Source organism: Pimelobacter sp. 30-1, from assembly GCF_018831735.1.
Lineage (GTDB): Bacteria > Actinomycetota > Actinomycetes > Propionibacteriales > Nocardioidaceae > Nocardioides.
In genome coordinates this window covers 43,733-70,303 of sequence record NZ_NHTS01000013.1, presented here as the reverse complement: position 1 = coordinate 70,303, position 26,571 = coordinate 43,733, and the positions used below count along the sequence as shown (strand labels likewise).

Annotated in this window: 27 protein-coding genes; 12 read left to right on the top strand and 15 right to left on the bottom strand. The window is 72.9% G+C overall.

Translation table 11 applies throughout. The features are described 5' to 3' along the window. Window positions 1–4: 4 nt before the first annotated feature. From CCO04_RS25515 to CCO04_RS25500, 4 genes are read left to right on the top strand one after another with little or no spacing between them, the layout of a single operon-like run. Window positions 5–427: a M48 family metallopeptidase gene (locus CCO04_RS25515; protein WP_215817001.1), complete on the top strand. Its 423-nt coding sequence runs from the start codon at window positions 5–7 to the stop codon at window positions 425–427. A 9-nt stretch (window positions 428–436) separates the two neighbouring features. Next, entirely contained in the window at window positions 437–631 is a 195-nt protein-coding gene (locus tag CCO04_RS25510; RefSeq protein WP_215817000.1) for a hypothetical protein, read from the top strand. 37 nt (window positions 632–668) lie between these two features. Continuing rightward, window positions 669–947, top strand: coding sequence for a hypothetical protein (locus CCO04_RS25505; RefSeq protein ID WP_215816999.1), 279 nt, complete (start codon window positions 669–671; stop codon window positions 945–947). A 1-nt stretch (window position 948) separates the two neighbouring features. Then, window positions 949–1,560, top strand: coding sequence for a TetR/AcrR family transcriptional regulator (locus CCO04_RS25500; RefSeq protein ID WP_215816998.1), 612 nt, complete (start codon window positions 949–951; stop codon window positions 1,558–1,560). On the opposite strand, the gene CCO04_RS25495 is transcribed toward CCO04_RS25500, so the two are convergent. Together CCO04_RS25495 and CCO04_RS25490 are read right to left on the bottom strand one after the other, a co-directional pair. Further along, the gene (locus CCO04_RS25495) at window positions 1,557–2,801 is read right to left on the bottom strand and encodes an NADH:flavin oxidoreductase/NADH oxidase family protein (protein ID WP_215816997.1); all 1,245 of its coding nucleotides are present in this window, start codon (window positions 2,799–2,801) and stop codon (window positions 1,557–1,559) included. The genes CCO04_RS25500 and CCO04_RS25495 overlap by 4 nt on opposite strands. Continuing rightward, window positions 2,798–3,655, bottom strand: coding sequence for an SDR family oxidoreductase (locus CCO04_RS25490; RefSeq protein WP_215816996.1), 858 nt, complete (start codon window positions 3,653–3,655; stop codon window positions 2,798–2,800). Before CCO04_RS25490 ends, CCO04_RS25495 begins: the two co-directional genes overlap by 4 nt. Window positions 3,656–3,739: 84 nt before the next feature. Here CCO04_RS25490 and CCO04_RS25485 point away from each other — a divergent pair, with 84 nt between their 5' ends. The 5 genes from CCO04_RS25485 (at window position 3,740) to CCO04_RS25465 (ending at window position 9,084) form a co-directional block, all read left to right on the top strand. Further along, a complete protein-coding gene (locus CCO04_RS25485; protein ID WP_215816995.1) occupies window positions 3,740–4,351 on the top strand; it encodes a TetR/AcrR family transcriptional regulator in 612 nt (203 codons plus the stop codon). Window positions 4,352–4,425: 74 nt separating this feature from the next. After that, window positions 4,426–5,634, top strand: coding sequence for an MFS transporter (locus tag CCO04_RS25480; protein WP_215816994.1), 1,209 nt, complete (start codon window positions 4,426–4,428; stop codon window positions 5,632–5,634). Between the two features lie 253 nt (window positions 5,635–5,887). Then, complete coding sequence (locus CCO04_RS25475) at window positions 5,888–6,451, top strand: HhH-GPD-type base excision DNA repair protein (RefSeq protein ID WP_215816993.1); 564 nt, start codon at window positions 5,888–5,890, stop codon at window positions 6,449–6,451. A gap of 149 nt (window positions 6,452–6,600) precedes the next feature. After that, entirely contained in the window at window positions 6,601–8,145 is a 1,545-nt protein-coding gene (locus CCO04_RS25470) for an RNA polymerase sigma factor (RefSeq protein WP_215816992.1), read from the top strand. Between the two features lie 105 nt (window positions 8,146–8,250). Continuing rightward, window positions 8,251–9,084, top strand: coding sequence for a M28 family peptidase (locus tag CCO04_RS25465; protein WP_308281532.1), 834 nt, complete (start codon window positions 8,251–8,253; stop codon window positions 9,082–9,084). Here CCO04_RS25465 and CCO04_RS25460 read toward each other — a convergent pair. The 6 genes from CCO04_RS25460 to CCO04_RS25435 all read right to left on the bottom strand — a co-directional run bounded on the left by CCO04_RS25460 (window position 9,073) and on the right by CCO04_RS25435 (window position 14,707). After that, window positions 9,073–10,455 (bottom strand): CapA family protein, encoded by a 1,383-nt coding sequence (locus tag CCO04_RS25460; RefSeq protein ID WP_215816991.1) that lies wholly within the window; start codon window positions 10,453–10,455, stop codon window positions 9,073–9,075. The two genes, CCO04_RS25465 and CCO04_RS25460, sit on opposite strands and share 12 nt — an antisense overlap. Before the next feature lie 39 nt (window positions 10,456–10,494). Then, entirely contained in the window at window positions 10,495–11,283 is a 789-nt protein-coding gene (locus CCO04_RS25455) for an ABC transporter ATP-binding protein (protein ID WP_215816990.1), read from the bottom strand. Next, window positions 11,280–12,347, bottom strand: coding sequence for an iron chelate uptake ABC transporter family permease subunit (locus CCO04_RS25450; RefSeq protein ID WP_308281531.1), 1,068 nt, complete (start codon window positions 12,345–12,347; stop codon window positions 11,280–11,282). Before CCO04_RS25450 ends, CCO04_RS25455 begins: the two co-directional genes overlap by 4 nt. Continuing rightward, on the bottom strand, window positions 12,344–13,375 hold the full coding sequence (locus CCO04_RS25445; protein ID WP_257751566.1) for an iron ABC transporter permease: 1,032 nt from the start codon (window positions 13,373–13,375) through the stop codon (window positions 12,344–12,346). The genes CCO04_RS25450 and CCO04_RS25445 overlap by 4 nt, the downstream gene beginning before the upstream one ends. Then, the gene (locus CCO04_RS25440) at window positions 13,368–14,387 is read right to left on the bottom strand and encodes an ABC transporter substrate-binding protein (RefSeq protein ID WP_215816989.1); all 1,020 of its coding nucleotides are present in this window, start codon (window positions 14,385–14,387) and stop codon (window positions 13,368–13,370) included. The genes CCO04_RS25445 and CCO04_RS25440 overlap by 8 nt, the downstream gene beginning before the upstream one ends. 98 nt (window positions 14,388–14,485) lie before the next feature. Further along, window positions 14,486–14,707: a hypothetical protein gene (locus CCO04_RS25435; RefSeq protein WP_215816988.1), complete on the bottom strand. Its 222-nt coding sequence runs from the start codon at window positions 14,705–14,707 to the stop codon at window positions 14,486–14,488. A gap of 331 nt (window positions 14,708–15,038) precedes the next feature. On the opposite strand from CCO04_RS25435, the gene CCO04_RS25430 reads away from it, so the two are divergent. Beyond that, on the top strand, window positions 15,039–17,126 hold the full coding sequence (locus CCO04_RS25430; protein ID WP_215816987.1) for a type IIA DNA topoisomerase subunit B: 2,088 nt from the start codon (window positions 15,039–15,041) through the stop codon (window positions 17,124–17,126). Window positions 17,127–17,144: 18 nt separating this feature from the next. On the opposite strand, the gene helR is transcribed toward CCO04_RS25430, so the two are convergent. Continuing rightward, window positions 17,145–19,325 carry an RNA polymerase recycling motor ATPase HelR gene (gene helR / locus CCO04_RS25425; protein WP_215816986.1) on the bottom strand — a complete coding sequence of 727 codons (2,181 nt, stop codon included), beginning with the start codon at window positions 19,323–19,325 and terminating at the stop codon, window positions 17,145–17,147. Window positions 19,326–19,396: 71 nt separating this feature from the next. On the opposite strand from helR, the gene CCO04_RS25420 reads away from it, so the two are divergent. After that, window positions 19,397–19,765, top strand: a complete 369-nt coding sequence (locus CCO04_RS25420) for a hypothetical protein (protein WP_215816985.1) — start codon at window positions 19,397–19,399, stop codon at window positions 19,763–19,765. Between the two features lie 47 nt (window positions 19,766–19,812). Here CCO04_RS25420 and CCO04_RS25415 read toward each other — a convergent pair whose 3' ends face one another. The 6 genes from CCO04_RS25415 to CCO04_RS25390 form a co-directional block, all read right to left on the bottom strand. Continuing rightward, window positions 19,813–20,307: a carbonic anhydrase gene (locus CCO04_RS25415; RefSeq protein WP_215816984.1), complete on the bottom strand. Its 495-nt coding sequence runs from the start codon at window positions 20,305–20,307 to the stop codon at window positions 19,813–19,815. 10 nt (window positions 20,308–20,317) lie between these two features. After that, window positions 20,318–22,054, bottom strand: a complete 1,737-nt coding sequence (locus CCO04_RS25410; RefSeq protein ID WP_215816983.1) for an MFS transporter — start codon at window positions 22,052–22,054, stop codon at window positions 20,318–20,320. Window positions 22,055–22,061: 7 nt separating this feature from the next. Beyond that, window positions 22,062–22,781 carry an LppX_LprAFG lipoprotein gene (locus tag CCO04_RS25405; RefSeq protein WP_215816982.1) on the bottom strand — a complete coding sequence of 240 codons (720 nt, stop codon included), beginning with the start codon at window positions 22,779–22,781 and terminating at the stop codon, window positions 22,062–22,064. Window positions 22,782–22,785: 4 nt separating this feature from the next. Next, window positions 22,786–25,302: a DNA topoisomerase (ATP-hydrolyzing) subunit A gene (locus CCO04_RS25400; RefSeq protein ID WP_215816981.1), complete on the bottom strand. Its 2,517-nt coding sequence runs from the start codon at window positions 25,300–25,302 to the stop codon at window positions 22,786–22,788. Between the two features lie 63 nt (window positions 25,303–25,365). After that, a complete protein-coding gene (locus tag CCO04_RS25395) occupies window positions 25,366–25,641 on the bottom strand; it encodes a type II toxin-antitoxin system RelE/ParE family toxin (RefSeq protein ID WP_215816980.1) in 276 nt (91 codons plus the stop codon). Next, window positions 25,628–25,876: a type II toxin-antitoxin system Phd/YefM family antitoxin gene (locus CCO04_RS25390; protein WP_215816979.1), complete on the bottom strand. Its 249-nt coding sequence runs from the start codon at window positions 25,874–25,876 to the stop codon at window positions 25,628–25,630. Before CCO04_RS25390 ends, CCO04_RS25395 begins: the two co-directional genes overlap by 14 nt. Window positions 25,877–25,955: 79 nt before the next feature. Between CCO04_RS25390 and CCO04_RS25385 the strand changes: the two genes are divergently transcribed. Beyond that, complete coding sequence (locus tag CCO04_RS25385; protein WP_215816978.1) at window positions 25,956–26,549, top strand: dihydrofolate reductase family protein; 594 nt, start codon at window positions 25,956–25,958, stop codon at window positions 26,547–26,549. Window positions 26,550–26,571: the final 22 nt, after the last annotated feature.

Genomic DNA, 26,571 nt, shown 5'->3' with positions numbered 1-26,571 from the left:
GCACATGAACGAGACGCCCGAGATCCGGATCCTTCCGCCGATCGTGTTCCCGGGTACGACGGCACGTCACGAGACGGCGTACCGGACTGCCCACGACTTCCTCTCCCGGAGGGCGCCGCGCGAGGCGCTCCAGGTCTTGGAGCCGGCGTTGGAGCAGGAGCCGGACAACCGGGGGCTGCGGTCGTTGCGGGCGTGGGCCTACCTGATGCGGGCGCAGCTGGTGAAGGCGTCGGACGAGCTGGCGGCGCTGGTGTCGGACGACCCGGCCGACGTGTGGAGCCGGCATGCGCTGGGGCGGGCGCTCGAGCGCCAGGCCAAGTACGACGACGCGCTCCCGCACCTGCGGCTGGCGGCGGCGATGAGCGGCGACCCCGAGCACGAGTACGACGTGCTGCGGGTCGAGCGCCTGGCGGGTCGTCTGGAGTAGGTTCGGGGCATGTCCACGGACGCTGAGTACTGGTTCTGCCTCAAGCACCACACGGTCGAGGGCGTCGAGGGATGCCCCAACAAGGACCGCCTCGGTCCCTACCCGACCGAGGCGGAGGCCGCCCGGGCGCTGGAGAAGGCCGCCGAGCGGACCGAGGCCTGGGACGAGGACCCGGCCTGGAACGACGACGTCGAGGACAAGTAGTCCGTTGGTGCTCTCGCGCCGCCGCCGGATCCGTCCGGTGGCGATCGATCCTGCGACAGGACGGCGCATCTCGCCGTGGCCGTTCGCGGGACTCGTGCTGCTCGTCTCGTCCTTCTTCCTGTACGCCGCCTCGGGCCTGCTCGCGCCCTGGTGGGGCGTCGCGGTGCTGATGCTCACCTGGCTGGTGATGCTCGCCCTCTGCTTCGCCTGGTGGACCTCGCACCCGCGCTGGACGGTGACGCTGGGGCTGTTCTCGTTCGTGTGGTGGTTCGCGGCGATCACCGCCGGCGGGGTGTTCCTCGACTGGACCGCCTGAGGTGGTCACCGCCGGGGCGCCGCGCCGCCGCCTCGCCCCCGAGGTACGACGGGCCCAGCTGCTCGCGGTCGCCGAGCGGGTGTTCGCCGAGCACGGCTACCAGGGCACGGCGGTCGAGGACATCGCGGCCGCGGCCGGGGTGACCCGGACGCTGATCTACAAGTACTTCGCCGACAAGGACGCCATCTACCTGGAGTGCCTGCGGGCCGCGCGCGACGAGCTCGACACCGCGCTCGTGACAGCCGCCGGGGGAGCGGCGACGCCGGAGGACCAGCTGCGGGCGGGGCTGCGGGCCTACTTCCGGTTCGTCCGCGACCGTGGCTCGACCTGGGACGTGCTCTTCGGGGGCGGGGCTGCGGTCGCCGGCGGTGTGGTGGAGGCGGCGGCCGAGCTGCGCTACGCGACCGCCGAGGCGATCGCCGTGCTGGTGCGGGCCGCGGCGCCGCACGTCGACGACGAGTCCGCGTCGGCGTACGCCCACGCGATCTCGGGTGCCGCCGAGCAGCTCGCCAAGTGGTGGCGCCGGCACCCGGAGGTCGCGGTCGACGTCCTCGTCGAGCGGATGATGGACGCGCTCTGGACCGGCCTCCGGGCGATCGCCGACGAGGCCTAGCCGCGCTTGGCCCGGAACGCTCCGGGCCCGTTGCGCAGGCCGAGCCACAGCGCCGCCTCGCCCCAGGTACGACGCGGGTCGGGCTCCTTGCCGGCGCCCATCCGGTGCAGCTGGTCGGTGTGCCAGGACAGGTCGAGCGCGCCGTCGAGCTGCTTGAGGTTGGCGACCTTGCCGAGCACGGGACGCAGCCCGGCCTTGACCTGCGCGCTGGGCAGGGTGGTGCGGCCGTCCTCGAGGATGGCGCGCGGGGCGTCGGGGAGCAGGCAGGTCGGTCGGCCGAGGCCGACGAGGTCGCAGTCGCCCGAGGCGACGGCCGCCTCCATGGCGGTGCTGGAGCGGAAGCCGCCCGTCACCGCGATCGGTACGCCGGCCGCGAGGTCGCGCACCGAGGCGGCGTACTCGAGGAAGTAGGCCTCGCGCGCAGCCGTCGAGGCGCGCATCGTGCCCATCATCGCGGGCGCCTCGTAGGAGCCGCCGCTGATCTCGATGAGGTCGATGCCCTCGGCGACGAGAGCGGCGACGACCTCGCGCGACTCGTCCTCGGTGAACCCGCCGCGCTGGAAGTCGGCGGAGTTGAGCTTGATGCCGACCGCGAAGCCGGGGGAGGTGGCGGCGCGGATCGCGCGCAGCACCTCGATCACGAACCGGCGGCGGCGCTCGGCGTCCCCGCCCCAGTCGTCGTCGCGCTGGTTGGTGAGCGGGGAGAGGAACTGGGTGACGAGGTAGCCGTGCGCGCCGTGGATCTGGACGCCCGCGAAGCCGGCGCTCTCGGCGACCGAGGAGGCGGTCGCGTAGCGCTCGACGATCTCGCGGATCTCGGCGTCCTCGAGCGGGCGGGGCTTGACCGCGCCGGGCACGCGCGCGGTGACGGCGCTCGGTGCGACGGGCCGGGTCCGGCCGACGAGGGCGTTGGCCTGGCGGCCGGGGTGGTTGACCTGCATCCACAGCGGCGTGCCGCCGTCCTGGAAGTCGCGCGCCCACGCGCGCAGGCCGTCGAGGTGGCGCTCGTCCTCGATGACGACATTGCCCGGCTCGCCGCGGTGGCGGCGGTCGACCATGACGTTGCCGGTCACGACCAGGCCGTAGCCGCCGCGCGCCCAGCGTGCGTAGAGGCGCTGGAGCCGCTCGGACGGACCGCAGTCGCGCTCGCCGAGGGACTCGCTCAGGGCCGACTTCATGAACCGGTTGGCCAGCTGCTGGCCGCTGGGGAGGGTGAGCGGGGAGGAGAGGTGGGTGGTCATGCGTCGACCTTCTTCTTCGTGGGCGCGGCGAGGGAGACGGTGAGCCGACGCGAGACGGCTGCGAACGGTCGCTGGTAGGCCGCGCCGAGCACCCGGACGACGAGGTCGACCCCGACGGCGTCCGCGCCGATGAGGACCTTGGGTCGGCGCCGCCGGACCCCGCGCAGGATGGTCCGCGCGGCGGTCTCGGGCGAGGTTCGGGTGAGCTTGTCGTTGAAGGTCCGCGCGATGCCGGAGGTGTCGGCCGCGTTGCTGGCGGTCGCGTTGTTGACGATGTTGGTCTTGATGCCGCCGGGGTGCACGCAGGTGACGCCGACCGGGTGCCCGGCCAGGAGCATCTCCTGGCGCAGCGCCTCGGTGAACCCGCGGACCGCGAACTTGGCGGCGTTGTAGGAGCTCTGGGTCGGTACGCCGAACAGCCCGAAGATGCTGGAGATGTTGACGACGTGACCCTCGCCCGAGGCGACCAAGTGGGGGAGGAACGCCTTGGTGCCGTGGACGACGCCCCAGAAGTCGACGTCGAGGACCTTCTCGATGTCCTCGTAGGGGCTCTCCTCGACGGTGCCGAAGATCGTGATGCCGGCGTTGTTGACGACGAGGTTGACGGTGCCGAAGTGCGCGGCGACGGCGTCCGCCCAGGCGTGGACGGCCGCCCGGTCGCGCACGTCGAGCACGGTGGTGTGCGCCGTGGTCCCGCGGGACTCGAGGAGGGCGGCCGTCTCGGCGAGACCGGCGGCGTCCCAGTCGCTGAGCGCGACCCGGGCGCCCTCGGCGGCGAGCTGGAGCGCGAGGGCGCGGCCGATGCCCGACCCGGCTCCGGTGACGACGGCGACCTTGTCCTGGAAGTCCTTCATGGGCGCCGAACCTAGTTCCCAGTCGAGTGACTTGACAAGTCATCCGACTTGCAAACTTCGCGAGACCTGCGCCACGATCGCGCCATGAGCACCAGGGGCCGCCGCCAGGTCGATCGTCGCGCCGCGACGACCGAGCGGCTGCTCGACGCGACCATCGAGTGCCTCGCCGCCGAGGGGTACGTCGCCACGACGACCCGCCGCGTCGCCGAGCGCGCGGGCGTCAGCCAGGGCGCCCAGCAGCACTACTTCCCGACCAAGGCCGCGCTCGTCGACGCCGCGATGACCCGGCTGGTCGAGCAGCTCCTCGCCGACGCCGCCGCCCGAGGGGTCGAGGCCGCCACCGAGCGGGGGCGCGCCGAGGCGCTGCTCGAGCTGATCTGGGAGATCCACCACCTGCCGATCACCCCGGCGGTGCTCGAGCTGTTCAACGTGGCCCGCACCGAGCCGGTCCTGGCCCAGCGGGTCGCCGAGATCATCTGCGCAGGCATGGGCGAGATCGAGGCGCTCGCGGCGGCCGCGCTGCCGTCGTACGCGGGGCGGGAGGGGTTCGGGGACTTCATCCAGATCGCGATGGCCACGGTCCGCGGGACCGTCGTCGTCGCCGCGATCCCCGGCGCCACCGCAGCGCACCCGTCGTGGCCGGCGCTCAAGGCGCACCTCCTGGGGAGCCTGGAGCGGCTAGGCTCACCCGCATGACCCTCCGGAAGCACTAGGACGCCGCGGCTCGTTCCCGCGTCCCTGCTCACCCTTCCCGTTCCGGAGGAACACCCATGTCCGGCGTCACCGACGCCGGGAGCACCCGCCTGCTTCTCGCCGGCCCCGCGGTCGCGCGCACCTTCGCGTGCGCCCTGCTCGGCCGGCTCGCCTACGGCGTGCTCCCGCTCTGCTTCCTGTTCACCGTCCGCGACGCCACCGGCTCCCTGGCACTCGCGGCGTCCGCCTCGGCCCTGCTCGGGCTCGCCACGCTGGCGATGCCCGTCCACGCACGGCTCATCGACCGGCTCGGCCAGCAGCGCGTGCTGCCGGTCGCGGCCGCCTGCTGGTCCGCCTGCCTCGTCGCCGGCGTGGTCCTCGCCCAGGGCGAGCACCCGCCCGCGGCCTGGCTCGCGCTGGCCTTCCTGACCGGGCTCAGCGGCCCGGTGCTCGGCCCCTCGATGCGCGCGCAGTGGCGCGAGATCGCACCTGAGGGACCCCAGCGGCGGCGGGCCTACGCGCTCGACGCGATCGGCGAGGAGTCGCTCTACCTCGTCGGCCCGATCGTGGCGGGCCTGGTGCTCGCCACCGGACCCGCCTGGGCCGGGCTGCTCGTCGCGGCCACGCTGGTGTGGTGCGGCACGCTCGGGCTGGTCGGGTCGCCGTACCGGCCGGCGGTGGGGGTCACCGGCGCCGGCCGCGAGCGATCCCGGGGCGGTCCCGCGGCGGCGCTCGGCGGACTCGTCGCCGCCCTGGCCCTGTTCGGCGCCGGCAGCGCGGCGGTCTTCGTCGGCATCGCGGCCCTGGCCGACCGCGCCGGACGCCCCGGCCTGGCCGGCCTGGTCGAGGCCGCGCTCGCGGTCGGCGCCGTCACCGGCGGCCTGCTGTGGGCCCGGCACGGCCGGAACCGTCCCGCCGGTGCGGTGCTCGCCCTGCTCCTCGTCGTGCTCGCCCTCGCCCAGGGCGTCGTCGCGCTCGCGGGCGGGCTCCTCGTCGCGGCGCTCGTCCTGGCGGTCGGCGGGCTGGCGACGTCGCCCGTCTTCGTGGTCGCCTACGCCGCCGTGGACGAGCGGGTGCCGACCGCTCGTCGTACCGAGATGTCGACGTGGGTCAACGTCGGCGTCAACGGCGGCAGCGCCCTCGGTACGGCGCTCGCCGGGCTGGTCGCGGGCGGAGGAGCGGCGCTGCCGTTCGCCCTGGCCGCGGGCCTGTCGGCCGGTGCGGCCGGGGTAGCGGTCGCGTGGGGCAGGATGTCCGGCACCGTGCACGCCGAGGAGGCATCGTGAGCGAGCAGCGACCTGAGCCGGTCCCGGCCTTCGTCGAGTCGCCCGGTCGATGCCCCCTCGGGGCCGGCGCTCGGGCTCCCAGTGCCGGGGCCCGGCGTGGAGCTGAGCCTGGCCAGGGGCAACGACACGGCGCTGGTGCGCTCCGGGGGTGGCGGGGTGCGGGTGATCGAGCGGCGTCGCACCTTCGCGATACCCCAGACCGGCCGGCGGGCGCGCGGGTGACCCGAGCGAACCCACCCGGCACAATGGCGCCATGGCCATCCACATCACCGACGACGCCGCCGCCGACGAGCTGCTGACGACCAACTCCTTCGCGCTCCTGGTCGGGATGATGCTGGACCAGCAGTACCCGATGGAGCACGCCTTCATGGGCCCCCAGAAGGTGTTCGGCCGGTTCGGCAGCTTCGACCCGGCGGCGATCGCCGTGGCCGACCCCGAGGAGTTCGCGGCGCTGTGCGCGACGACGCCGGCGATCCACCGCTTCCCGGGGTCGATGTCGGCCCGGCTGCAGGAGCTGGCCCGCATCGTCGTCGACCAGTACGACGGTCGCGCCGAGCGGATCTGGACCGAGGCGGCCGACGGCAAGGACCTGATGAAGCGGCTCCAGGCGCTGCCGGGCTTCGGCGCGCAGAAGGCGAAGATCTTCGTGGCGCTGGTGGCCAAGCAGCTCGAGGTCCGGCCGGCGGGGTGGGAGAAGGCGGCGGGCGACTACGCGCTCGACGGGTTCCGCTCGGTCGCCGACGTCGTCGACCCGGTCTCGCTGCAGAAGGTGCGCGACTACAAGAAGGCCGCCAAGGCGGCGGCCAAGGCCGGATGAGGCCCGCCTGGTTGAACGCCGGGTGAGACTGGCCTGAGAGCATCCTGAGGGCCCGGTGGCACGAGTCCTTCAGTGCCCGTGGCAGAATAACTTCAGCGGTCTTGACACCTCCGGTCTTTGCCGCGCCCTAGAACCGTCAGCATCGAGAGGTGTTCGTGTCCTCGAACCATCGTTCGGTCCCGCCCGCCCTGCTCGGCCACCCGTCCATCGTCGCGCTGATCGAGCGCGGAACTCCGGTGGGCAGCGTCACGGCCGAGGACGTCCGGCAGGCTTTCGCCGCCGCTGAAGTCGCGCCCGCCCAGCTCAAGGCCCTGATGGCGCACCTCGCCGGCCTGGGCATCTCCGTCGCGCTTGGCTCGCCCGTCGAGCAGCGCGCCGTGGCTGCGGCCGCGCGCAAGACGGCGGCGAGCACGGCGACGACCGCCAAGAAGGCGCCGGCGAAGAAGCCCGAGGCCGCCAAGCCGGCCCCGAAGCCCGCTCCGCCCAAGGCGGCGGCTCCGGCGGCACCGGCGGCTGCGGCCCCGGCCGCGGCGAAGAAGGCCGCGCCGGCCAAGAAGGCCGACGCGCCCGCCGCCGACGCCGCGGCGCCGGCCGAGGCCGCCCCCGCGGTGGGCCCCGACGGCAAGAAGGTGCTCCCGGACATCTCCGACGAGCAGTTCGAGAAGGACGTCGCCGCCGACCCCACCATCAAGGAGGACGAGGAGGAGGCCAGCGCCACGTCCTCGTTCGTGGTCTCGGCCGCCGACGACACCGACGAGCCTGCCCAGCAGGTCATGGTCGCCGGTGCGACGGCCGACCCGGTCAAGGACTACCTCAAGCAGATCGGCAAGGTGCCGCTCCTCAACGCCGAGATGGAGGTCTCCCTCGCCAAGCGGATCGAGGCCGGCCTCTTCTCCGACGAGAAGCTCGCCCGTGGCGGCAAGATCGCGCCCAAGCTCCTCGAGGAGCTGGAGTGGATCGCCGAGGACGGCCGCCGCGCCAAGAACCACCTGCTCGAGGCCAACCTGCGTCTCGTCGTCTCGCTGGCCAAGCGCTACACCGGCCGCGGCATGCTCTTCCTGGACCTGATCCAGGAGGGCAACCTCGGTCTGATCCGTGCGGTCGAGAAGTTCGACTACACCAAGGGCTACAAGTTCTCGACCTACGCGACCTGGTGGATCCGGCAGGCGATCACCCGCGCCATGGCCGACCAGGCCCGCACCATCCGGATCCCGGTCCACATGGTCGAGGTCATCAACAAGCTCGCCCGCGTCCAGCGCCAGATGCTGCAGGACCTCGGCCGCGAGCCCACGCCCGAAGAGCTCGCCAAGGAGCTCGACATGACCCCCGAGAAGGTCGTGGAGGTCCAGAAGTACGGTCGTGAGCCGATCTCGCTGCACACCCCCCTGGGTGAGGACGGCGACTCGGAGTTCGGTGACCTGATCGAGGACTCCGAGGCGATCGTCCCGGCCGACGCGGTCAGCTTCACGCTCCTGCAGGAGCAGCTGCACGCCGTCCTCGACACGCTCTCCGAGCGCGAGGCGGGCGTGGTGTCGATGCGGTTCGGCCTCACCGACGGCCAGCCCAAGACGCTCGACGAGATCGGCAAGGTCTACGGCGTGACCCGCGAGCGGATCCGCCAGATCGAGTCCAAGACGATGTCGAAGCTGCGGCACCCGTCGCGCTCGCAGGTCCTGCGCGACTACCTCGACTGACGAGAACCAGCCGTGCCGGCGAGGACGACCACCAGCGTGGTCGTCCTCGCCGTGTTTTTGGCGGGCTGCAGCGCCGAACCGACCCGGGACCGGACGCCGCCGAAGGTGTCCGCGACCGCCGCGCCGGCCCCGACGACGCAGGCTGAGCGGCCGGCCACCTTCGACCCCGCGACGGCGTACGCCGCCGTGCGCCACCTGGCCGTCCGGATCGGCCCACGGCTGGCCACCGGGCCCGGCTTCCGCCGCGCCGCCGACTGGGCGGCGGGCGAGCTGGAGGACGCGGGCTACCAGGTGTCGCGACAGCGGTACGCCGTCCCGGCCGGTGACTCCTGGGGCGTGCCGGTACGGGCCGGGCGCAGCCAGAACGTGGTCGCCGTGCCGCGCGGCTTCGACCCCGGGCGACCGCACCTCGTGCTCGGCGCGCACCTCGACACCGTGGCGGTCTCGCCCGGCGCTGAGGACAACGCCTCGGGCGTGGGGGTGCTGCTCGCGCTCGCGCGCACGGACCTGCGGGCGCGGCTGCCGGTGGTGCTGGTGCTCTTCGGGGCCGAGGAGCCGCGGGGCACCGGGGACGACGACCACCACTACGGCTCGCGGCACTACGTCGCCGGGCTGACCGCGCCCGAGCGCCGCGCGGTGCGCGGCATGCTGGCGCTCGACCGGGTCGGGGTGGGCGCCGTCGTCCCGGTGGGCAGCGCGACCGCGGACCCGCCGGCGGCGCTGGTCCGGGCGGCGCGTCGCGCCGGGGTGCCGCACGCGGCCGAGACGGGGCAGCGCTCCAGCGACCACTGGTCGTTCGTGCGCGCGGGGCTGCCGGGGCTGCGCGTGGGCAGCACGCCCTATGCGGGCTACCACAACGCCCGCGACCTGCCCGGCCTCGTGGACGCCGGCCAGCTCGACCGGGTGGGCCGGCTGGTGCTGGCCTGGCTACGGGGCTGAGGCGCGGAACGGTCCAGTGCTGTGGCCCCAGACGTCGCCCAGGATGTCGGCGGCCAGCGGGCCCCGGACCGGGCGTGGCGCGAAGTCGCCGTCCATCGCGTAGGGGACCAGGTCGAAGCCCTTGAGCTCGGTGCCCCAGAACACGGCCTCCAGGACCACGCCCTGCTGGGTCTGGGTCATGAAGTCCATGTCGAACACGAAGTTGCCGAGCGAGTGCGCGACCAGCGCGCCGTCGTACCACTCGACGCCCTGGACCCAGTGCGGGTGCCCGCCGACGACCAGGTCGGCGCCCGCACCGGTGAGCCGGCGCGCGACGCGGTGCTGGATCGGCTCGGCGACGTGGGTGTACTGGGTGCCCCAGTGCGGGAGGACGATGACCACGTCGGCCTCCTGGTCGAGCCGGCGGACGAGGCGCTCGACGTGGGCGAGGTCGCTCTCGACGAGCGGGCCGGTGCGCGGGGGCATCCGGACCGACAGCGCGCCGGGACGACGGGACGTCGCCCGCGGGGTCTCGCCGATCGCGTTGAAGCCGATCACCGCGAAGCGCACGCCGTGGCGCTCGGCGACGTACGCCGCGCTCGCCTCGGCCCGGTCGCGCCCGGCGCCGAAGGAGCGCACCGGTCCGTCGGCGAGCAGGTCGAGCGTGCGCAGGAGGGCACGCTCGCCGAAGTCGCCGGTGTGGTTGTCGGCGAGGGACAGCGCGTCGAAGCCGGCGTCGGCGAGCCCGTCGAGGACCGTGGGTGGCGCGGCGAACGAGTCGTCGCCCTGCTGGGGCGTCCCGTCGTCGGAGAGCGTGCTCTCCAGCGTGCCGAGGGTCAGGTCGGCGGAGCGCAGCCGGCGCTGGAGCGGGCGCAGCGGCAGGCTCGGGTCGCCGGCGGCGGCCGCACGCGCGCCGACCCGGCGGCCGAGCATGACGTCGCCGACCACGCTCAGCGTCGTCACCTCCGGCGGTGGCGGGCCGGCGACCCGGAGCGGGTAGTCTGCCGGGCGGCGCAGCGGGTCCACGCCGGCGACCCGGGCCGGCCGTACCGTCGCGTCGATCTCGGACGCGGGGACGAGGGCGACGGCGTCGCGGTCGCGGCGTACCTCGCGGAGGCCGGGGACCACCCGCAGCGGCCGGTCGGACCCGTCGAGCGGGCGCCACCTGGTGACCTCGCCGGCGACGAGTGCCTCCGCCGTGGCGAGCGTGATCCGCGGCGCGGGCCGTGAGGCGTGCACGGCGACGACGAGGGGGTCGCGGGAGGTGACCGCCGGAGTGCCGGCGGGCGTGGGTGGGTCCGGCGGCGGCTCGGCCGGGGCCGTGCAGCCGAGCACCAGCGCGAGCCCGGCGCCGAGGATGCCGAGCCCGAGAGCACGGTGGCGCCGGGTCACGCCCGTCATCGTCGCCGACCGGTCGGGCCGGGTCCAGCCTCAGTCGCCGGCCGGGACGATCATCGGCGTCCCTGCCACCGGATCCGGTACGACGACGCACGGCAGCCCGAACGCCTCCTCGACCACCGCGGCGGTCACCACCTCGGCGGGCGGCCCCTCCGCGAGGATCCGCCCGCCGGCCATGACGACGAGGTGGTCGCTGTAGCGGCACGCCAGGTTGAGGTCGTGCAGCACGGTGACGATCGTGCGCCCGGTGGCCCGGTTGAGGCTGCGCAGCAGCCGGAGCAGGTCGACCTGGTGGCTGATGTCGAGATAGGTGGTGGGCTCGTCGAGGAGGAGCAGGTCGGTCTCCTGGGCGAGTGCCATGGCGATCCAGACCCGCTGCCGCTGGCCCCCGGACAGCGCGTGGAGGGGGCGGTCGACGAGGTCGACGGTGTCGGTCGCGTCGAGGGCGGCGGCGACCGCGGCCTCGTCGCCGGTGGACCAGCTGCGGAACCAGCCCTGGTGCGGGTGCCGGCCGCGGGCGACGAGGTCGGCGACGGTGATCCCGTCGGGGGCGACGGGGGTCTGGGGGAGCAGGCCCAGGATCCGGGCGACCTCGCGCGAGGCGCGGTCGAGGATCGGGGTGCCGTCGAGCAGCACCTCGCCGCTCGAGGGGCGCAGCAGCCGGGCCAGGCCGCGCAGCAGGGTCGACTTGCCGCACGCGTTGGCGCCGACGATCGCGGTGACCCGGCCGTCGAGGACGTCGAGGTCGAGGGCGTCGACGACGGTCCGGTCGTCGTACCCGAGGGACAGCGAGCGCGCTGCCAGTCGTGGGGTCGCGGTCATCCGCCCATCCCTCTCCGGTTGGTGGTGGCGATCAGCCACAGCAGGTACGGCGCCCCGACGGCGCCGGTGACGACGCCGGTCGGCATCTCGACGGGCAGGACGTTGACCGCGATGTAGTCCGCGACCAGGCACAGGATCGCGCCGGTGGCGCCGGCCGCGACGATGCTGCCGCGTGCGGGCCCGAGCAGCCGGTCGGCGACCGGGCCGGCGACCAGCGCGACGAACGTGATGGGTCCGGCGACCGCGGTGGCCAGCGCGGTCAGCAGCACGGCGACGCCGATGAGGGCGAGCCGGCTCGGCTCCAGGCGGGTGCCCAGGCCGCGGGCGGTGTCGTCGCCGAGCTCGAGCGAGCGCAGCATCCGCTGGAGCAGCGGGACGGTCGGGGCCAGCGCGAGCAGGCACCAGAGCAGGACCTCGTTCTCGGCGTCCCCGGCCTGGCCGATCGAGCCGGTCAGCCAGTGCAGCGCCTCGCGCGCCTCGGTCAGGGAGGTCCGGGTCAGCAGGTAGCCGGTGATGCCGGTCGCGAACGCCGACATGCCGATGCCGATCAGGATGAACCGGTAGCCGCTGACCCCGTCGCGCCAGGCCAGGAGGTACATCGCCAGCGCGAACACGAGCGCACCCACGAGGGCGAGCAGCGGGATGCTGAGGCCGGCCAGCGCGGGGACCGCGATGCCGGCGACGGCGAACACGCTCGCGCCCGCCGAGATCCCGACGAAGTCCGGCGAGGCCAGCGGGTTGCGCAGCAGCTGCTGGAAGATCGTGCCGGCGGCGCCGAGCGCGATCCCGACGCCGATCGCGGCCTTGACCTGGGGGAAGACCAGGTCCTGGACGATGAAGTCGACCGCGGGGTTCTCGCGGGTGCCCAGCAGCGAGCCGAGCACCTGGTCCAGGCTCAGCCGGACCGAGCCGAAGCACAGCGTGACCAGGCCGAGCACGACCGTGAGCACCAGCAGCACCGCCGGTACGACGAGCGCTCGGCGCGCGCGGCTGCGGCGGACCCGGCGCAGCGCGGTCGTCGCGGTCGTCGCGGCCGGGGTGCCGGTCGCCGCCGGGGCGCTCACAGCTCCGCCAGCCGGGTCGAGCGCACGAGCGCGATGAAGAACGGGGCGCCCAGCACGCCGAGCACGACCCCCACCTGGAGCTCGCCGGGCGAGCCGAGGATCCGGCCGAGGATGTCGGCGCCGAGCAGGAGCAGCGGGCCGAGCAGCAGGCAGTAGGGGAGGATCCAGCGGTAGTCCGGCCCGCAGATCGCGCGCGCCACGTGCGGCACGACGAGGCCGACGAAGACGATCGGTCCGCAGGCGGCGGTCGCCGCGCCGCAGAGCACGGCGACGACGGCGAAGAGGCCGATCCGGGTCCGGGTCAGCGAGATGCCCAGGCCGCGGGCGGCGTCCTCGCCGAGGGCGAGGGCGTTGAGCGGACGGCCGCAGAGCACGCCGATCGCGAGCGCGACGAGCAGCACGGGCGCGACGCCGGTGACGATGGGGGCGTAGCGACCGGCCAGCGAGCCGACCTGCCAGAACCGGAACTCGTTCTGGGCCTGGAGGTCGGTCAGCAGCAGGCCGATGGTGACCGCGCTGAGCCCCGCGGTGATCGCGGCGCCGGCCAGGGCCATCTTGACGGGCGTCGCGCCGTCGCGCCCGAGCGAGCCGACGCCGTACACGAGGGCGGTGGCGGCGAGGGCGCCGACGAACGCGAGCACCACGTGCACCTCGATGGCGGTGAGCCCGGCGACGGTGATGCCGAGGACGACCGCCAACGCTGCGCCGGCCTCGATGCCCATGATCGACGGGTCGGCCAGGGCGTTGCGGGTCAGTCCCTGCAGGATCGCCCCGGCCACGCCGAGCGCGGCGCCGACGAGCACGCCGAGGATCGTCCGGGGGACCCGGAGCCGGACCGTCACGGTGTCGTCGGTGGTCACCGTGCCCAGGTGGCGCAGTGCGTCGACGACATCGTGCAGCCCGATCTCACGGGAGCCCTGGGTGATGCTGAGGAAGGAGACGACCAGCAGCAGGAGCAGCAGGGCGACGAGGCCGCCCGGCCGGCTCAGACGGGCGCGTGCGCGGACGCCGCGAGCAGCGTCAGTCACCGATCGAGTCGTCGAGTCCGGAGAGCTGCTCGGTCAGCTTGGTCAGCGCCGTGGCGTAGTGACCGTAGGTGTGCAGCCAGAAGCCCGGCCACTCCACGATCTGGTCGGCCTTGGCGGCGCGGATCGAGTTCCAGGTCGGCTGCGACTGCACGGTCTTGCGGTCGGCGGCCATGCTGCGGTTGTCGAACATCAGCACGTCGGGCTGGTACTTGTCGGCGTTCTCCCAGCTGAGGTTCTCCCAGTAGGGGAAGCCCTTGTCGGGGGAGTCGGGCTCGATGATGTCGAGGCCCCAGCGGTCGAAGTCGAGCAGCTCGGGGGCGTACTCCGGGTTGGCGACGTAGAGCAGGTCGCTGGCGGGGGAGACGGCCAGCGCGGTGAAGTCCTTCTCGTCCATCGCGGCGACGAAGGTGTCGCGCGCCTTCTCGAAGGCGGCCTTGTCCTTGGCGCCCTGGGAGTTCTCGACGTCGGCGCCCAGGCTCTCGGCGAGGTCCTCGTAGCCCTCGGCGAGGTCGAGGATCGAGTCACCCTGGGAGACGCCGACGACCGGGGCGAGCTCGGCGATCTTCTTGCTCTTGGCCTTGACGCCCTCCTCCATGCCGGAGTGGGCCTTCTCGGCCGGCCACCAGTCGGCCACGATCAGGTCGGGGGAGAGGGTGGACGCCTTGGCGACGTCGATGGAGCCCCACTCCTCGCCCAGGATCTCGATGCCGCTCAGGTCCAGGCCCTGCAGGTTCGGGTCGGTCTTGACCGACTCGTCGCCGTAGATCCCGACCGGGCGGATGCCGTACGACATCAGCGCGGCCGCCTCGGCGGAGTGGGCGATGATCCGGGTCGGCACCTCGTCGAGCTCGACCTTCTCGCCGGAGCCGTCCGTGAACGACCACGGGCCCTCCGGGGTGGCGGACGCGCCGGAGGCGGGCTTGGCGTCGTCGTCGCCCTTGACGTCGGAGGAGCAGGCGGTCAGCGCCAGGGCCAGGGCACCGGCCACGGCCAGCGACAGGGGGGATCTCATGAGGAAAGGCTAACCTAAGCGATCCTCGCCCTGGCAGGCGTCCGGAAAAACGCGCGAGGCCCCGAGGACGTGCCTCGGGGCCTCGGGTCCGACGTGGGTCAGTCGGCGACGGGCGCCGGCTTGTCGGAGAGCTTGTGGGTCTCGTCGTGGAAGCTGACCGCGATCTCCTTGAGCGCGTCACCGTGCTCACGGGCGTGGTGGGCGCAGAAGAGGAGCTCGCCGCCGGACGCGAGCTCTACCCGGAGGTAGGACTGTGCGCCACAACGGTCGCAGCGGTCCTCCGCGGTCAGCGGAGCGCTGGGAGCAACAGCAGTGGTCATCTCTCGGCCTCACTTTCTAGCGATCGCCATCCTTATCGGATGTCGTCCGGATCAACGTAGCGACTAGGTCAAAGATTCCCGTCTCCGGGTGGTCCATGCCACGTTCACCACAACTCCATCCAAGCATCCGGATCGCGTCCGGTGCTTGATTTTCCACTGCCTGAAACCAGGCTGTGATCATCCGATCGACCAGGATCCCCTGACCCGAGCGGACTCACCCGGCCGATGCTCGTCATGGTCCTCCCGGCGACCCGGGTGTGCCTGCACCACGTCCCGGCGTGTCGCCGGTAGATTCATCCCTTTGGAACACCGTTTCGCCGCAGCGCCCCCGATGAAGGAGCCGGTCATCGCCGACAACACCTACAACGCCGCCCACCTGCTGGTCCTCGAGGGCCTCGAAGCCGTGCGGAAGCGTCCCGGGATGTACATCGGCTCCACCGACACCCGGGGGCTGATGCACTGCCTGTGGGAGATCATCGACAACGGCGTCGACGAGGCCCTCGGCGGCTTCGCGCGCACGGTCGAGGTCACCCTGCACCCCGACGACTCCGTCGAGGTCTACGACGACGGTCGCGGCATCCCGACCGACAAGGAGCCCAAGACCGGGCTCCCCGGCGTCGAGGTCGTGGCGACCAAGCTCCACGCGGGCGGCAAGTTCGGCGGCGGCTCGTACGTCGCCACCGGTGGTCTGCACGGCGTCGGCCTCTCGGTCGTCAACGCGCTCTCGAGCCGGATGGACATCGACGTCGACCGCTCGCCGGCCCGCCAGGGGCTGAGCTTCCGGCGCGGCGTCCCCGGCGTCTTCGACGGCGAGGGCCCGACGGCGTCCTTCGAGCCGCGCTCGGGCCTGACCCGCAAGGGCGGCCGGGTGGCCAAGGGCAAGTCGGGCACCCGCATCCAGTTCTGGCCCGACCGCCAGATCTTCACCAAGGACGCCGACTTCATCCTCGACGGCCTGATCGGCCGCGCCCGCCAGACGTCGTTCATCGTGCCCGGGCTCGAGCTGGTCATCCGCGACCAGCGCGCCGCCGACAAGGCGGAGTGGACCGAGGAGAGGTTCCGCCACGACGGCGGCATCGGCGAGTTCTGCGACTACCTCGCCACCGGGGACCCGGTCACCGAGGTGCTCCGGCTCCAGGGCAGCGACGTCTTCACCGAGACCGTCCCGCTGCTCGACGACAAGGGCCACATGACGCCCCAGGACGTCGAGCGCGAGCTCACCGTCGACGTCGCCGTGCGCTGGGGCTCGGGCTACGAGAGCGAGCTGCGCTCCTTCGTCAACGTGATCGCCACCCCCAAGGGCGGCACCCACGTCTCCGGCTTCGAGACCGCCCTGACCAAGACGTTCAACGACGCCATGCGCGCCTCCAAGGCGCTCAAGGTCAACGACGACGACGTGATCAAGGACGACATCCTCGAGGGCATGACCGCCGTGGTTACCGTCCGCCTCGCCGAGCCGCAGTTCGAGGGGCAGACCAAGGAGATCCTCGGTACGCCGGCCGCGCGGACCGTCGTCCGCCGGGTGGTGGCCAAGGAGCTCAAGGAGTTCCTGACCTCGACCAAGCGCGCCGAGAAGGCGCAGGCCAAGCTCCTCATGGAGAAGGTCGTCTCGGCGTCCAAGACCCGCATCGCCGCGCGTCAGCACAAGGAGACCCAGCGCCGCAAGAACGCCCTGGAGTCCTCGTCCCTGCCCGCCAAGCTCGCCGACTGCCGCTCCGGCGACAACGAGCGCACCGAGCTCTTCATCGTCGAGGGTGACTCCGCGCTCGGCACCGCCAAGCTCGCCCGCAACGCCGAGTTCCAGGCTCTGCTGCCCATCCGCGGCAAGATCCTCAACGTCCAGAAGGCCTCGGTCGGCGACATGCTCAAGAACACCGAGTGCGCCTCGATCATCCAGGTCGTCGGCGCCGGCTCCGGCCGTACCTTCGAGCTCGACGCCCGCCGCTACGGCCGGATCATCTTCATGGCCGACGCCGACTCCGACGGCGCCCACATCCGCACCCTGCTCGCGACGCTCTTCTTCAAGTACATGCCCGACCTGGTCAAGGCCGGCCGCGTCTACTCCGCCGTCCCGCCGCTGCACCGGATCGAGATCTCCGCGCCCAAGAAGGGCCAGGAGAAGTACGTCTACACCTATTCCGACGACGAGCTGCAGCGCAAGCTCGCCGAGCTCAAGAAGAAGAACGTCAAGTGGAAGGACCCGGTCCAGCGCTACAAGGGCCTGGGCGAGATGGACGCAGATCAGCTGGCCGAGACGACCATGGACCCGCGGCGTCGTACGTTGCGGCGGCTGACGGTCGACGAGCTCGAGGTGGCCTCGGAGGTGTTCGAGCTGCTCATGGGCAGCGACGTGGCGCCGCGCAAGGAGTTCATCATCCAGGGGGCCTACGAGGTCGACATGGAGGCGCTCGACGCCTGACCGGGCGAGCGCCGGCGGTCAGCCAGCCAGGATCACCAGCTCACCTGTCGCCCGGGTCATCGCGACGTAGCGGTCGACCGCGCCCTCGATGCCGTCCCCGAAGGCGCCCGGCTCCACGAGCACGACGAGGTCGAACTCCAGCCCCTTGACCAGCTCGGGCGGGAGCGAGCGGACCCGCCCCGACCGCACCACGTACGACGGCGCCCCGATCACGCATGCCACCCCCTCGCCGTCGGGGTGCTCGGCGAGCCAGGTGTCGACGACGGTGTCGAGATCGGCGGGGGAGCCGTGGCGGACGGGGACGCCCGAGCGGCGGATCGAGGTGGGGACGTTGGCGTCGGGGAGGGCGGCGCGGATGACGGGCTCGGCCTCGGCCATGACCTCCTCGGGGGTGCGGTAGTTCACGCTCAGCGAGGCGAGGGAGATCCGGTCCAGGCCGGCGGCGGTCAGCCGCGAGGTCCAGGAGTCGGTGAAGCCGTGGCGGGCCTGGGCCCGGTCGCCGACGACGGTGAAGCTGCGGGAGGGGCAGCGCAGCAGGAGCATCTGCCACTCGGCGTCGGTGAGCTCCTGGGCCTCGTCGACGACGACATGGGCGAAGGGGCCGGCCAGGAGGTCCGGGTCGGCGTCGGGGACGGCCGCGGGGTCGTCGAGGGCGCCGCGGAGGTCCTCGCCGCGCAGCATCGACATGATCATCAGGTCCGAGTCGTCACTGGCGATGAGGTGGTCGACGACGGCGGACATCTCCTCGCGGTCGGCGGCGCGCTGCGCTGCCTGGCGCTGGCGGCGGGCCGAGGCGGTGCGGTCGCCGAGGCGCAGGCGGGCGGCGTCGAGGAGGGGGAGGTCGGCGGTGGTCCAGGGGGATCCCTCCGGGCGGCGCAGCGCCCGCTGCTCCTCGGGGGAGAGCCAGGGCGCGCAGGCGCGCAGGTAGGCGGGGACCGCCCACAGGTCGGCGACGACGTCGGTGTGGGTCAGGAGCGGCCAGGCGCCGTGGAGGGTGTCGACGAGCTCGGGGTGGCGGCGCAGGGCGGCCCGCAGGGCGTCCTCGGGAACGTCCGTGGACTCCGCGTCGAGCTTGTCCACGAGGATGTCGAGCAGCGCGTCCCAGACCTGGTCGCGCGCCTCGTTGTGGGGGACGCCGGGCTCGGGCGCGCCGAACGCCTCGGCCCAGTCCGCGGTGCTCACCCAGAAGTCGGCCCACGGGGTGTCGACCGGCATCCCCTGGGCCGGCGGCTCCTCGTAGATCGCGACCGCCTTGTCGATCGCGCCGACGAGCGCGGCGGAGGACTTGAGCCGGGCCACCTCCGTGTCCGCCTCCGGTACGGCGGCCGCGCCCTCGGGCACCAGGTCGGCCAGGGTGCAGGTCTGGACGCCCTCCTCGCCCAGGCTCGGCAGCACGTCGGCGACGTAGGCCAGGTAGGGGCGGTGCGGGCCGACGAACAGGATCCCGCCGCGGTGGTGGCCCTCGCGGCCCAGCCGCGGGTCGGCGTACAGGAGGTAAGCGGAGCGGTGCAGTGCGACGACGGTCTTGCCGGTGCCGGGCCCGCCGTCGACGACGAGGGTGCCGCGCGAGCCGGCCCGGATGATCGCGTCCTGGTCGGACTGGATGGTGCCGAGGACGTCGCGCATCCGCTCCGAGCGGGCGCTGCCGAGGCTGGCGATGAAGGCGGACTGGTCGTCGAGCGCGGCGCGGTTGCCGGGGTCGTCGAGACCCTCGGCGGTGAACACCTCGTCCCAGTAGTCGGTGATCCGGCCGCCGGTCCAGCGGTAGCGGCGCCGGCTGACCAGGCCGAGGGGGTGGGCGTGGGTGGCGGCGAAGAAGGCCTCGGCCGCGGGCGAGCGCCAGTCGACGAGCAGGCGGCGGCCGTCGGGGTCGGTCAGGCCGAGCCGGCCGACGTACACGGGCTCGGGGGAGTCGGCGGCGACCATCCGGCCCAGGCACAGGTCCCAGCCGAAGCGGCGCAGCGCGCGCAGCCGGTTGCTGAGCCGGTGCACCTCCTGGTCGCGCTCCAGCGCCTCGGTCCCGCTGCCGCCGGGGGCGCGGCGGGCCTCGTCGAGGCGGGCGGTGAGGTCGGCGACGGTGTGCTCGATGCTGGCGGCGATGGCGCCCAGGTGCGCCTCGTCGTGGGTGATCAGGGACGGGTCGGTCTTGGCGGAGAGGCGGTCGGGCAGGGCGAAGGGAGAAGCGGTCCGAGGCGTCACGGCGGGAGATTCTCCGGTACGGACGGGGCCTTGCGGCAAGCCCCCATGGGCGCTATACGTTGATAGTGGTGATGAGCGCCGACCGCGCGGCCGTCGTCAAAGCGCTCAAGTCTCACGGCGCCAAGGCACGTCGCGGCCATCTGAGGATCGCCGTCGGCGACCTCTTCTGGTACGTCGACCCGCGGGTCGAGGGCACCGGACCGAGCGCCGCGCTGCGCCTCGAGGTCGGCTGCTGGCCGCCGGCGCTGCCGCCCGAGCCCGACGGCGGCGCGGTCGACTGCCCGCTGCTGATGGACGTCCCGCTGGGCTCCGACCCGGTCGCGCGCACCGGCGAGCTCGTCGCCCAGGTCGGCGCGATCGGCGACCTGGCGACGCTGGCGGGCGCGCTCGGCGACCTGCCGGGGGCGCTGGTCGACCAGGCCCTGCGCGACCTGCTCTAGCCCGCGCGTACCGGCCCGTCGCCCGTCGCCCGACGGGTGGCCGGGGCTCAGACCTCCTGGCTGAGCAGCCCGGTGTCGACGTCGTAGATGAACCCGCCGACCTTGACCGACTCGGGGATGAGCGGGTGCGAGCGGACCTTGCGGACGTCCTCGGCGAGCGACTGCTTCTGGTCCGCGATCACGTGGAAGGCGTGCCAGGTGACGTCGTGGCCCACGGCGGCGCCGATCTTGTCGTGGATCTCGGCCTCGGTGCTGGAGGCCATCGCGCAGCGGGTGTGCGGGATCACCAGGATCCGGTCGACGTTGAGCAGGTGGGCGCCGAGGACGAGTGCCTCGAGCGCGGCCTCCGTCACCCGGCCGCCCGGGTTGCGGAAGATCTTGGCGTCGCCGTAGTCGAGGCCGAGCATCCGCAGCGGGTCGATGCGGGAGTCCATGCAGGTGACGATGGCGACCCCGGCGTGGGCCTTTCCGTCGAAACCGGCCTGGTCGAACGTCGCGGCGTAGTCCTGGTTGGCCTTCAGCAGATCATCGAAATCGCCCATGGTTCCCAGGTTAGCCACCGGCGCGGAGCACCTCGGCGGTGTCCATTTCGCGAGTCCGGGCCCGGGCGAGGACGACGAGCGCGAGGGCGGCGGCGGCGAACGCGGCGCCGGCCGCGCCGAGGAAGACCGAGTGCTCCTGGAGGATGCCGAGCTCGGTGATGCTGAGGTCGGGGTCGGCCTCCTGGGCCGCGTAGAGGCGGCGCAGGCCGATCGTGGTCAGGGCGGAGATGCCGACGAGCATGCCGACCATCCGGGCGACGACGACGAGCGCGCTGGCCAGGCCGTGGGTGTCGTCGTCGGTGGTGGCGAGGATGGCGGCGTTGACCGGGGCCAGGGCCACGCCGAAGCCGAGCCCGCCGAGGACGAGCGGGATGTTCGAGGCGAAGCCGTCGAGGCTGTGCTCGCCCCACTGGGCCATCATCAGGAAGCCGATGCCGGCGGCGACCATGCCGGCCGCGGTGAGGACGCCCGCGTTGACCCGGCGCAGCAGCCAGCCGCCGAGCACCGCGCCGACCGGCAGTGCGGCCAGGAAACGGAGCAGGACGAGCGCGGCGCCGAGCTGGGAGGAGCGCTCGGTGGTGGTCCGGGCGAAGAGCGGGATGTCGACCAGCGCCGCGATGAGCGACCAGCCGACCAGGAAGCTGACGACGAGCGCGCCCCAGGCCGGCGTCGGGCGGAGGGCGCCGCGGGGGACGATCGGCGCGCTGGCGCGGCGCAGGTGCAGTAGGAGCAGGACGACGGCGATCGCGGAGCCGGCGAGGAACCACGGGCCCTGCGGCGAGAACACCGCGACCTCGGGGTCCGCGGTCGCGAACGCGAGGACCACGCCGCCGAGCGCGAGGGCGAGCAGCCCGGCGCCGAGCAGGTCCGCGGCGAGCAGGTGGCCGAACCAGCCGCGCAGGTCGGCCAGAGGCGGGCCGCCGAGCCAGCGGCCGAACCAGCACCACAGCGTCAGCAGGACGAAGGCGGCGATCGTGGTGACGCCGACGGGGGTGATCCAGCGGCTGCCGCCGTCGGCGTACGGGATGAACAGCTGTCCCCAGGTGAGGTCGCGCTGGAGGCTGCCGGGCTCGACGAACGTCAGGAAGCCCGCGGCCAGCGTGACCGCGAGCAGGGCCAGGCCGACGACGTCCGGGAGCCGGCGGCGCCGGGGCGGCGGCGGGTCGTCCGGGGCCGGGGTGGTCGCCACCCGCGCCACCACGCCGACCGCGACGGCGAGCAGGGCGCCGACGGCGAGGTTGATCGCGAAGATCCCGCGCCAGCTGGTGAACGACAGGACGAGCGCGCCGAAGAGCGGGCCGAGGACGCTGCCGAACTCCTGGACCGCGGAGACCAGCCCGAGCGGCAGGCCGCGCCGCTCGACGGGGTAGAGCGCCGCGACGAGCGACATGGTCGCCGGGACCAGCCCGCCACCGCCGACGCCCTGGAGGAAGCGGCCCGCGACCATGCTCGGCAGGTCGTAGGACAGCGCGGTGACCAGGGAGCCGGCCGAGAAGACGACCAGCGACATCGCGAGCACGGGGACCTGGCCGCGCAGGTCCGCGATCCGCCCGATGAGGGGCAGCATCGCGACGTACCCGAGCAGGAAGCCGGAGACGATGGGCGCGGCGCGCTGGAGCTCCTCGACCGGGATCCCGGCGCCCGCCATCATGTCCGGCAGCGCCAGGACGACGACGTAGGTGTCGACCGCCGCGAAGGCGACGGCGACCGCGCAGAAGACCAGCAGCAGCCGGTTCGCCGTGCTCACTCGTGGCTCACTTGGGGGCCGTGATGTCCTTCTCGACGTCGTACTTCGTCACGTCGATGGTGTAGGTCATCGGGTCGGCGTCGGGGAAGAAGGTGCCCGTCAGCTCGGCCGTGCGCAGGTGGCCGCTGTCGTCGATGCGGTACTTCGCGTCGAAGCCGTCGCCCTCGGCGCAGGGGAGGATCTTGCGGATGGCGTCGCCGGTCGCGGTGCCCGCGTAGGAGTGGAAGACCTCCTTGTTGTCGGTGCCGCCGCGCTCGGACTTGCCGGCCTTGACGTCGGTGCTGCTGGTCAGCACCGACGAGACGCCGCTCGACGGGTCGAGGAGCATCGCCGGGTCGGGCGCGCACAGCTCCTTGGGCTGGAACCGGTCGCTCCAGCCGCCGAGGGCGAGGTGGTTGATCCACAGCGTGCCGCCGACAGAGATCACCGGGACGTCGGAGACCGCGAAGCCGGAGACCTTGCCGTCGACGGTGCCCTCGAAGGAGGCCGGGTCGGCGACGATCGTGCCGGTCGCCGCGGAGAGGTAGTCGACGCCCGGGTCGTCGTTCGTCGAGATCGAGACCTCGACGCCGGAGGTGCCGTCGAGCAGGTCCTTGGCCTTCTTGCCCGCGTCGGACCACGAGGGGGCGTCGCTGCCCCCGCCGTCGTCCCCGGAGCAGGCGGTCAGGCCGCCGACGGCGACGAGCGTGGAGAGCAGGCCGGCGGCCACACGGGTGGAGGTCGTCATGCGCTCACCCTGACACATCGCCCGAGGCCGGCGGCGCGGCATCCGCCGACGGGGCGACGGACAGCGTCGCGGTGAGCGGACCCGCGGCGGCGACGATCGGCTGGCTGCCGGGCAGGCCGGAGCCGTCGCGCCGGCCGGTGGCGTCGGGCAGGTCGACCGGCGCGCCGCTGGCCGCGGTCGCCCGCGCCGGGGCGGGACCGGCCCAGGCGAAGACCAGGGTGTCCTCGCCCTTGAGGAAGCGGTGGCAGCGCACGCCACCGGTGGCCCGGCCCTTGGCGGGGTACTCCCAGAAGTCGGTGACCTTGACCGAGCCGGGCTCGGTGCCGGGCAGCGCCGTGGCGGAGCCGGACGCGGTCACCAGGACCACGCCTCCCGGTGCGTTGATGTCGAGCACGCCGAACCAGACGACGCGCTCCTTGTCGGCGACCCGGACGCCGGCCATGCCGCCGCCGGAGCGACCCTGGGGACGGACGCCGTCGGCGGGGTAGTGGAGCAGCTGGGCGTCGGAGGTGACGAAGCAGAGCTCCTCGGCGCCGGTCGTCAGCTGGACCGCGCCGACCACCTCGTCGCCGTCCTTGAGCGAGATGACCTCCCACTCGTCCTTGTTGAGGACCTCGGGGTTGACCCGCTTGACGACGCCCTGGCGGGTGCCGAGCGCGAGGCCCGGGCCCTCGGTCGTCAGCGTGGTGAGCGCGAGCGCCCGCTCGCCCTTGGCCAGCTCGAGGACCTCGCTGAGCGGCAGCCCGCCCTGGAGGTTGGGCTCGTTGGCCGAGGGCGGGATCGCCGGGAGGTCGAGCACCGCGAGGCGCAGCAGCCGGCCGGCCGAGGTCAGCACGCCGAGGTCGGCGCGCGCCGAGGTGCGCACCGCGGAGACGATGACGTCGTGGTTGGCCCGGCCGCCGCCGGTGCCGATCTCGTCGGCCGAGCTGGTGCGGGCCAGCAGGCCGGTCGCGGACAGCAGCGCGAAGCACGGGTCGTCGGCGACCTCGAGCGGTGCGGCGGCCGCGGCGACCGCCGTGGTGCCGGCCGACTCGAGCAGGACGGTACGCCGCGGCGTGCCGAAGGTCTTGGCGACGTCGCCCAGCTCGGAGGAGACGAGCTTCTTGAGCAGGCCCTCGTCGCCGAGGATGGCGTCGAGCTCCTCGATCTCCTTGCGCAGCTCCTCCTGCTCCTTCTCCAGCTCGAGGCGGGAGAACTTGGTCAGGCGCCGCAGCTGCATCTCGAGGATGTACTCGGCCTGGATCTCGGAGAGCTCGAAGACGCTCATCAGCCGCTCCTTGGCGGCCGCGGAGTTGTCGCTGGTGCGGATGACCTGGATGACCTCGTCGATGTCGAGGAGGGCCAGCAGCAGGCCGTCGACCAGGTGCAGGCGAGCGGCCTTCTTGTTGCGGCGGAACTGCGAACGGCGGCGGACGACGTCGTACCGGTGCTGGAGGAAGACCTCCAGCATCTCCTTGAGGCCCATCGTGCGCGGCTGGCCGTCGACGAGCGCGACGTTGTTGATGCCGAAGGAGTCCTCGAGCGGGGTGAGCTTGTAGAGCTGCTCCAGGAGCGCCTCGGGGACGAAGCCGTTCTTGACCTCGATGACCAGGCGCAGGCCGTTCTCGCGGTCGGTGAGGTCCTTGATGTCGGCGATGCCCTGGAGCTTCTTGGACTGGACGAGGACCTTGATCCGCTCGACGATCTTCTCGGTGCCCGTGCCGTAGGGGAGCTCGGTGACGACGATGCCCTTGCGCCGCCCGATCGTCTCGACCCGTGCGGTCGCGCGCATCTTGAAGACGCCGCGGCCGCTCTCGTAGGCGTCGCGGATGCCGTCGAGGCCGACGATCTTGCCGCCGGTCGGCAGGTCGGGCCCGGGGATGAACCTCATCAGGCCGTCGATGTCGGTCTTCGGGTGCTGGATCAGGTGGCGCAGCGCCTGGACCACCTCGACCAGGTTGTGCGGCGCCATGTTGGTCGCCATGCCGACCGCGATGCCCGTCGTACCGTTGACGACGAGGCTGGGGATCGCCGAGGGCAGCACCGTCGGCTCGTACTCGCGGCTGTCGTAGTTGGGCTTGAAGTCGACCGTGTCCTCGTCGATCGACTCCGTCATGGCCATGGCCGCCGGCGCCATCCGGCACTCGGTGTATCGCATGGCCGCCGGCGGGTCGTCGGGCGAGCCGAAGTTGCCGTGCCCGTCGACGAACGGCAGCCGCAGCGACCACGACTGCGCGGTGCGGACCAGGGCGTCGTAGATCGCGCCGTCACCGTGCGGGTGCAGCCGGCCCATGACCTCACCGACGACGCGCGCGGACTTCACGTGGCCGCGGTCGGGGCGCAGGCTCATGTCGTTCATCGTGTAGAGGATGCGCCGCTGGACGGGCTTGAGACCGTCGCGCGCGTCGGGGAGCGCGCGGGAGTAGATCACCGAGTAGGCGTACTCCAGGAAGGACGACTGCATCTCGTCGCGGATGTCGGTGTCGAGGATGTGCTCCTCGAAGTCCTCCGGGAGGGGATCCTGCTGGGTACGCCTTGCCATGGGGGGCATTCTTCCGGGTGGGTCCGACAGGTCGGGCGGGGGCTCGCCGATGAGGGGCGAGGCTCAGTGTTCGTAGACGTCCCGACGATGGCCCACGCGGAAGACGGCGACGACCAGCACGTCGTCCTCGACGGTGTAGAGGATGCGGTAGTCGCCGACCCGCACGCGGTAGGCGGGGCGTCCCACGAGCCGGCGACTCGCCGGTGGATGGGGATCGCGGGCGAGGAGCTCGATCGCGCCACGGATCCGCAGTGCGGTGGGCCGATCGAGGCGCCGGAGCTGGCGCGCGGCGGCGGTCGTCAGCTCGATCCGGTAGCGCTGCGGCTCAGACCCAGCCAAGGTCGGCCCGGACCTGGTTCCAGGGGATGCGCGGGTCGTCGGAGGCCGCCGCCTCGTCGTACGCCGCGACGTCCTCCATCTCCTCCCACGCCTCCATGAGCTGGTCGTAGCGCTCCGGGCTGATCAGCACCGCGACCGTCTGTCCGCGACGCTGGAGGTGCACGGCTTCGTCTGCCGCGGAGGCGATGACCGCTGCGAGATCGCTACGAGCAGCGGAGACGGGCACGGTGGACATGGAGCAACGGTACAAGTCGGGGGTTGAGTTGTACAAGAGTTGCCGATGAGATTCGCCCGGTGCGCCCGTCTGTCCCGGTATGACGACGGTGATGATGCACGCGGTGGCCTCCCTCGACGGCTTCATCGCGGACGACAACGACGACGTGGGCCCGCTCTTCGACTGGTACTTCAACGGCAGCCTCCCGCTCAGCGAGGACGGCGCCGAGCCCGGGCCGTTCGCGGTCTCGAAGGCCTCGCACGACTACGTGTGGCCGATGTGGCGCAGCATCTGGGCGATCATCCAGGGCAGGCGGCTCTTCGACCTGACCAACGGGTGGGACGCCCGCCCGCCGGCGGGGGAGCACCTGCTGGTGGTCTCGCACCGGCCGAAGCCGGAGGGGTGGCACCCGGAGGCAGATGTGCCTTTCTTCGACGACATCGCGGCGGCGGTGGCGGAGGGCAAGCGCCGGGCGGGGGACGACGGGGTGCTGGCGATCTGCGCCGGGGACATCGGCGGTCAGGCGCTAGCCGCAGGCCTGGTGGACGTCGTGGCGATCGACGTCGTGCCGGTGGTCTTCGGGTCCGGGAAGCGCTACTTCGGGTCGTTCGCGGGGCAGCGGATGCTGGAGGATCCGGACGTCGTGGTGCAAGGGGACCGGGTCCTACACCTGAAGTACCGCGTGCGGCGCTGACGCGTGTGGCCGGGGCCGATAG

What these genes read in the sequence shown, in the direction of transcription:
- CCO04_RS25485 (WP_215816995.1), top strand. Translation starts at nt 3,740, where the DNA reads ATGAGCACCAGGGGCCGCCGCCAGGTCGATCGTCGCGCCGCGACGACC.
- CCO04_RS25385 (WP_215816978.1), top strand. Translation starts at nt 25,956, where the DNA reads ATGACGACGGTGATGATGCACGCGGTGGCCTCCCTCGACGGCTTCATC.
- CCO04_RS25400 (WP_215816981.1), bottom strand. Translation starts at nt 25,302, where the DNA reads ATGGCAAGGCGTACCCAGCAGGATCCCCTCCCGGAGGACTTCGAGGAG.
- CCO04_RS25455 (WP_215816990.1), bottom strand. Translation starts at nt 11,283, where the DNA reads ATGACCGCGACCCCACGACTGGCAGCGCGCTCGCTGTCCCTCGGGTAC.
- CCO04_RS25435 (WP_215816988.1), bottom strand. Translation starts at nt 14,707, where the DNA reads ATGACCACTGCTGTTGCTCCCAGCGCTCCGCTGACCGCGGAGGACCGC.
- CCO04_RS25420 (WP_215816985.1), top strand. Translation starts at nt 19,397, where the DNA reads ATGAGCGCCGACCGCGCGGCCGTCGTCAAAGCGCTCAAGTCTCACGGC.
- CCO04_RS25415 (WP_215816984.1), bottom strand. Translation starts at nt 20,307, where the DNA reads ATGGGCGATTTCGATGATCTGCTGAAGGCCAACCAGGACTACGCCGCG.
- CCO04_RS25405 (WP_215816982.1), bottom strand. Translation starts at nt 22,781, where the DNA reads ATGACGACCTCCACCCGTGTGGCCGCCGGCCTGCTCTCCACGCTCGTC.
- CCO04_RS25480 (WP_215816994.1), top strand. Translation starts at nt 4,426, where the DNA reads ATGTCCGGCGTCACCGACGCCGGGAGCACCCGCCTGCTTCTCGCCGGC.
- CCO04_RS25490 (WP_215816996.1), bottom strand. Translation starts at nt 3,655, where the DNA reads ATGAAGGACTTCCAGGACAAGGTCGCCGTCGTCACCGGAGCCGGGTCG.
- CCO04_RS25430 (WP_215816987.1), top strand. Translation starts at nt 15,039, where the DNA reads ATGAAGGAGCCGGTCATCGCCGACAACACCTACAACGCCGCCCACCTG.
- CCO04_RS25495 (WP_215816997.1), bottom strand. Translation starts at nt 2,801, where the DNA reads ATGACCACCCACCTCTCCTCCCCGCTCACCCTCCCCAGCGGCCAGCAG.
- CCO04_RS25390 (WP_215816979.1), bottom strand. Translation starts at nt 25,876, where the DNA reads ATGTCCACCGTGCCCGTCTCCGCTGCTCGTAGCGATCTCGCAGCGGTC.
- CCO04_RS25510 (WP_215817000.1), top strand. Translation starts at nt 437, where the DNA reads ATGTCCACGGACGCTGAGTACTGGTTCTGCCTCAAGCACCACACGGTC.
- CCO04_RS25440 (WP_215816989.1), bottom strand. Translation starts at nt 14,387, where the DNA reads ATGAGATCCCCCCTGTCGCTGGCCGTGGCCGGTGCCCTGGCCCTGGCG.
- CCO04_RS25515 (WP_215817001.1), top strand. Translation starts at nt 5, where the DNA reads ATGAACGAGACGCCCGAGATCCGGATCCTTCCGCCGATCGTGTTCCCG.
- CCO04_RS25475 (WP_215816993.1), top strand. Translation starts at nt 5,888, where the DNA reads ATGGCCATCCACATCACCGACGACGCCGCCGCCGACGAGCTGCTGACG.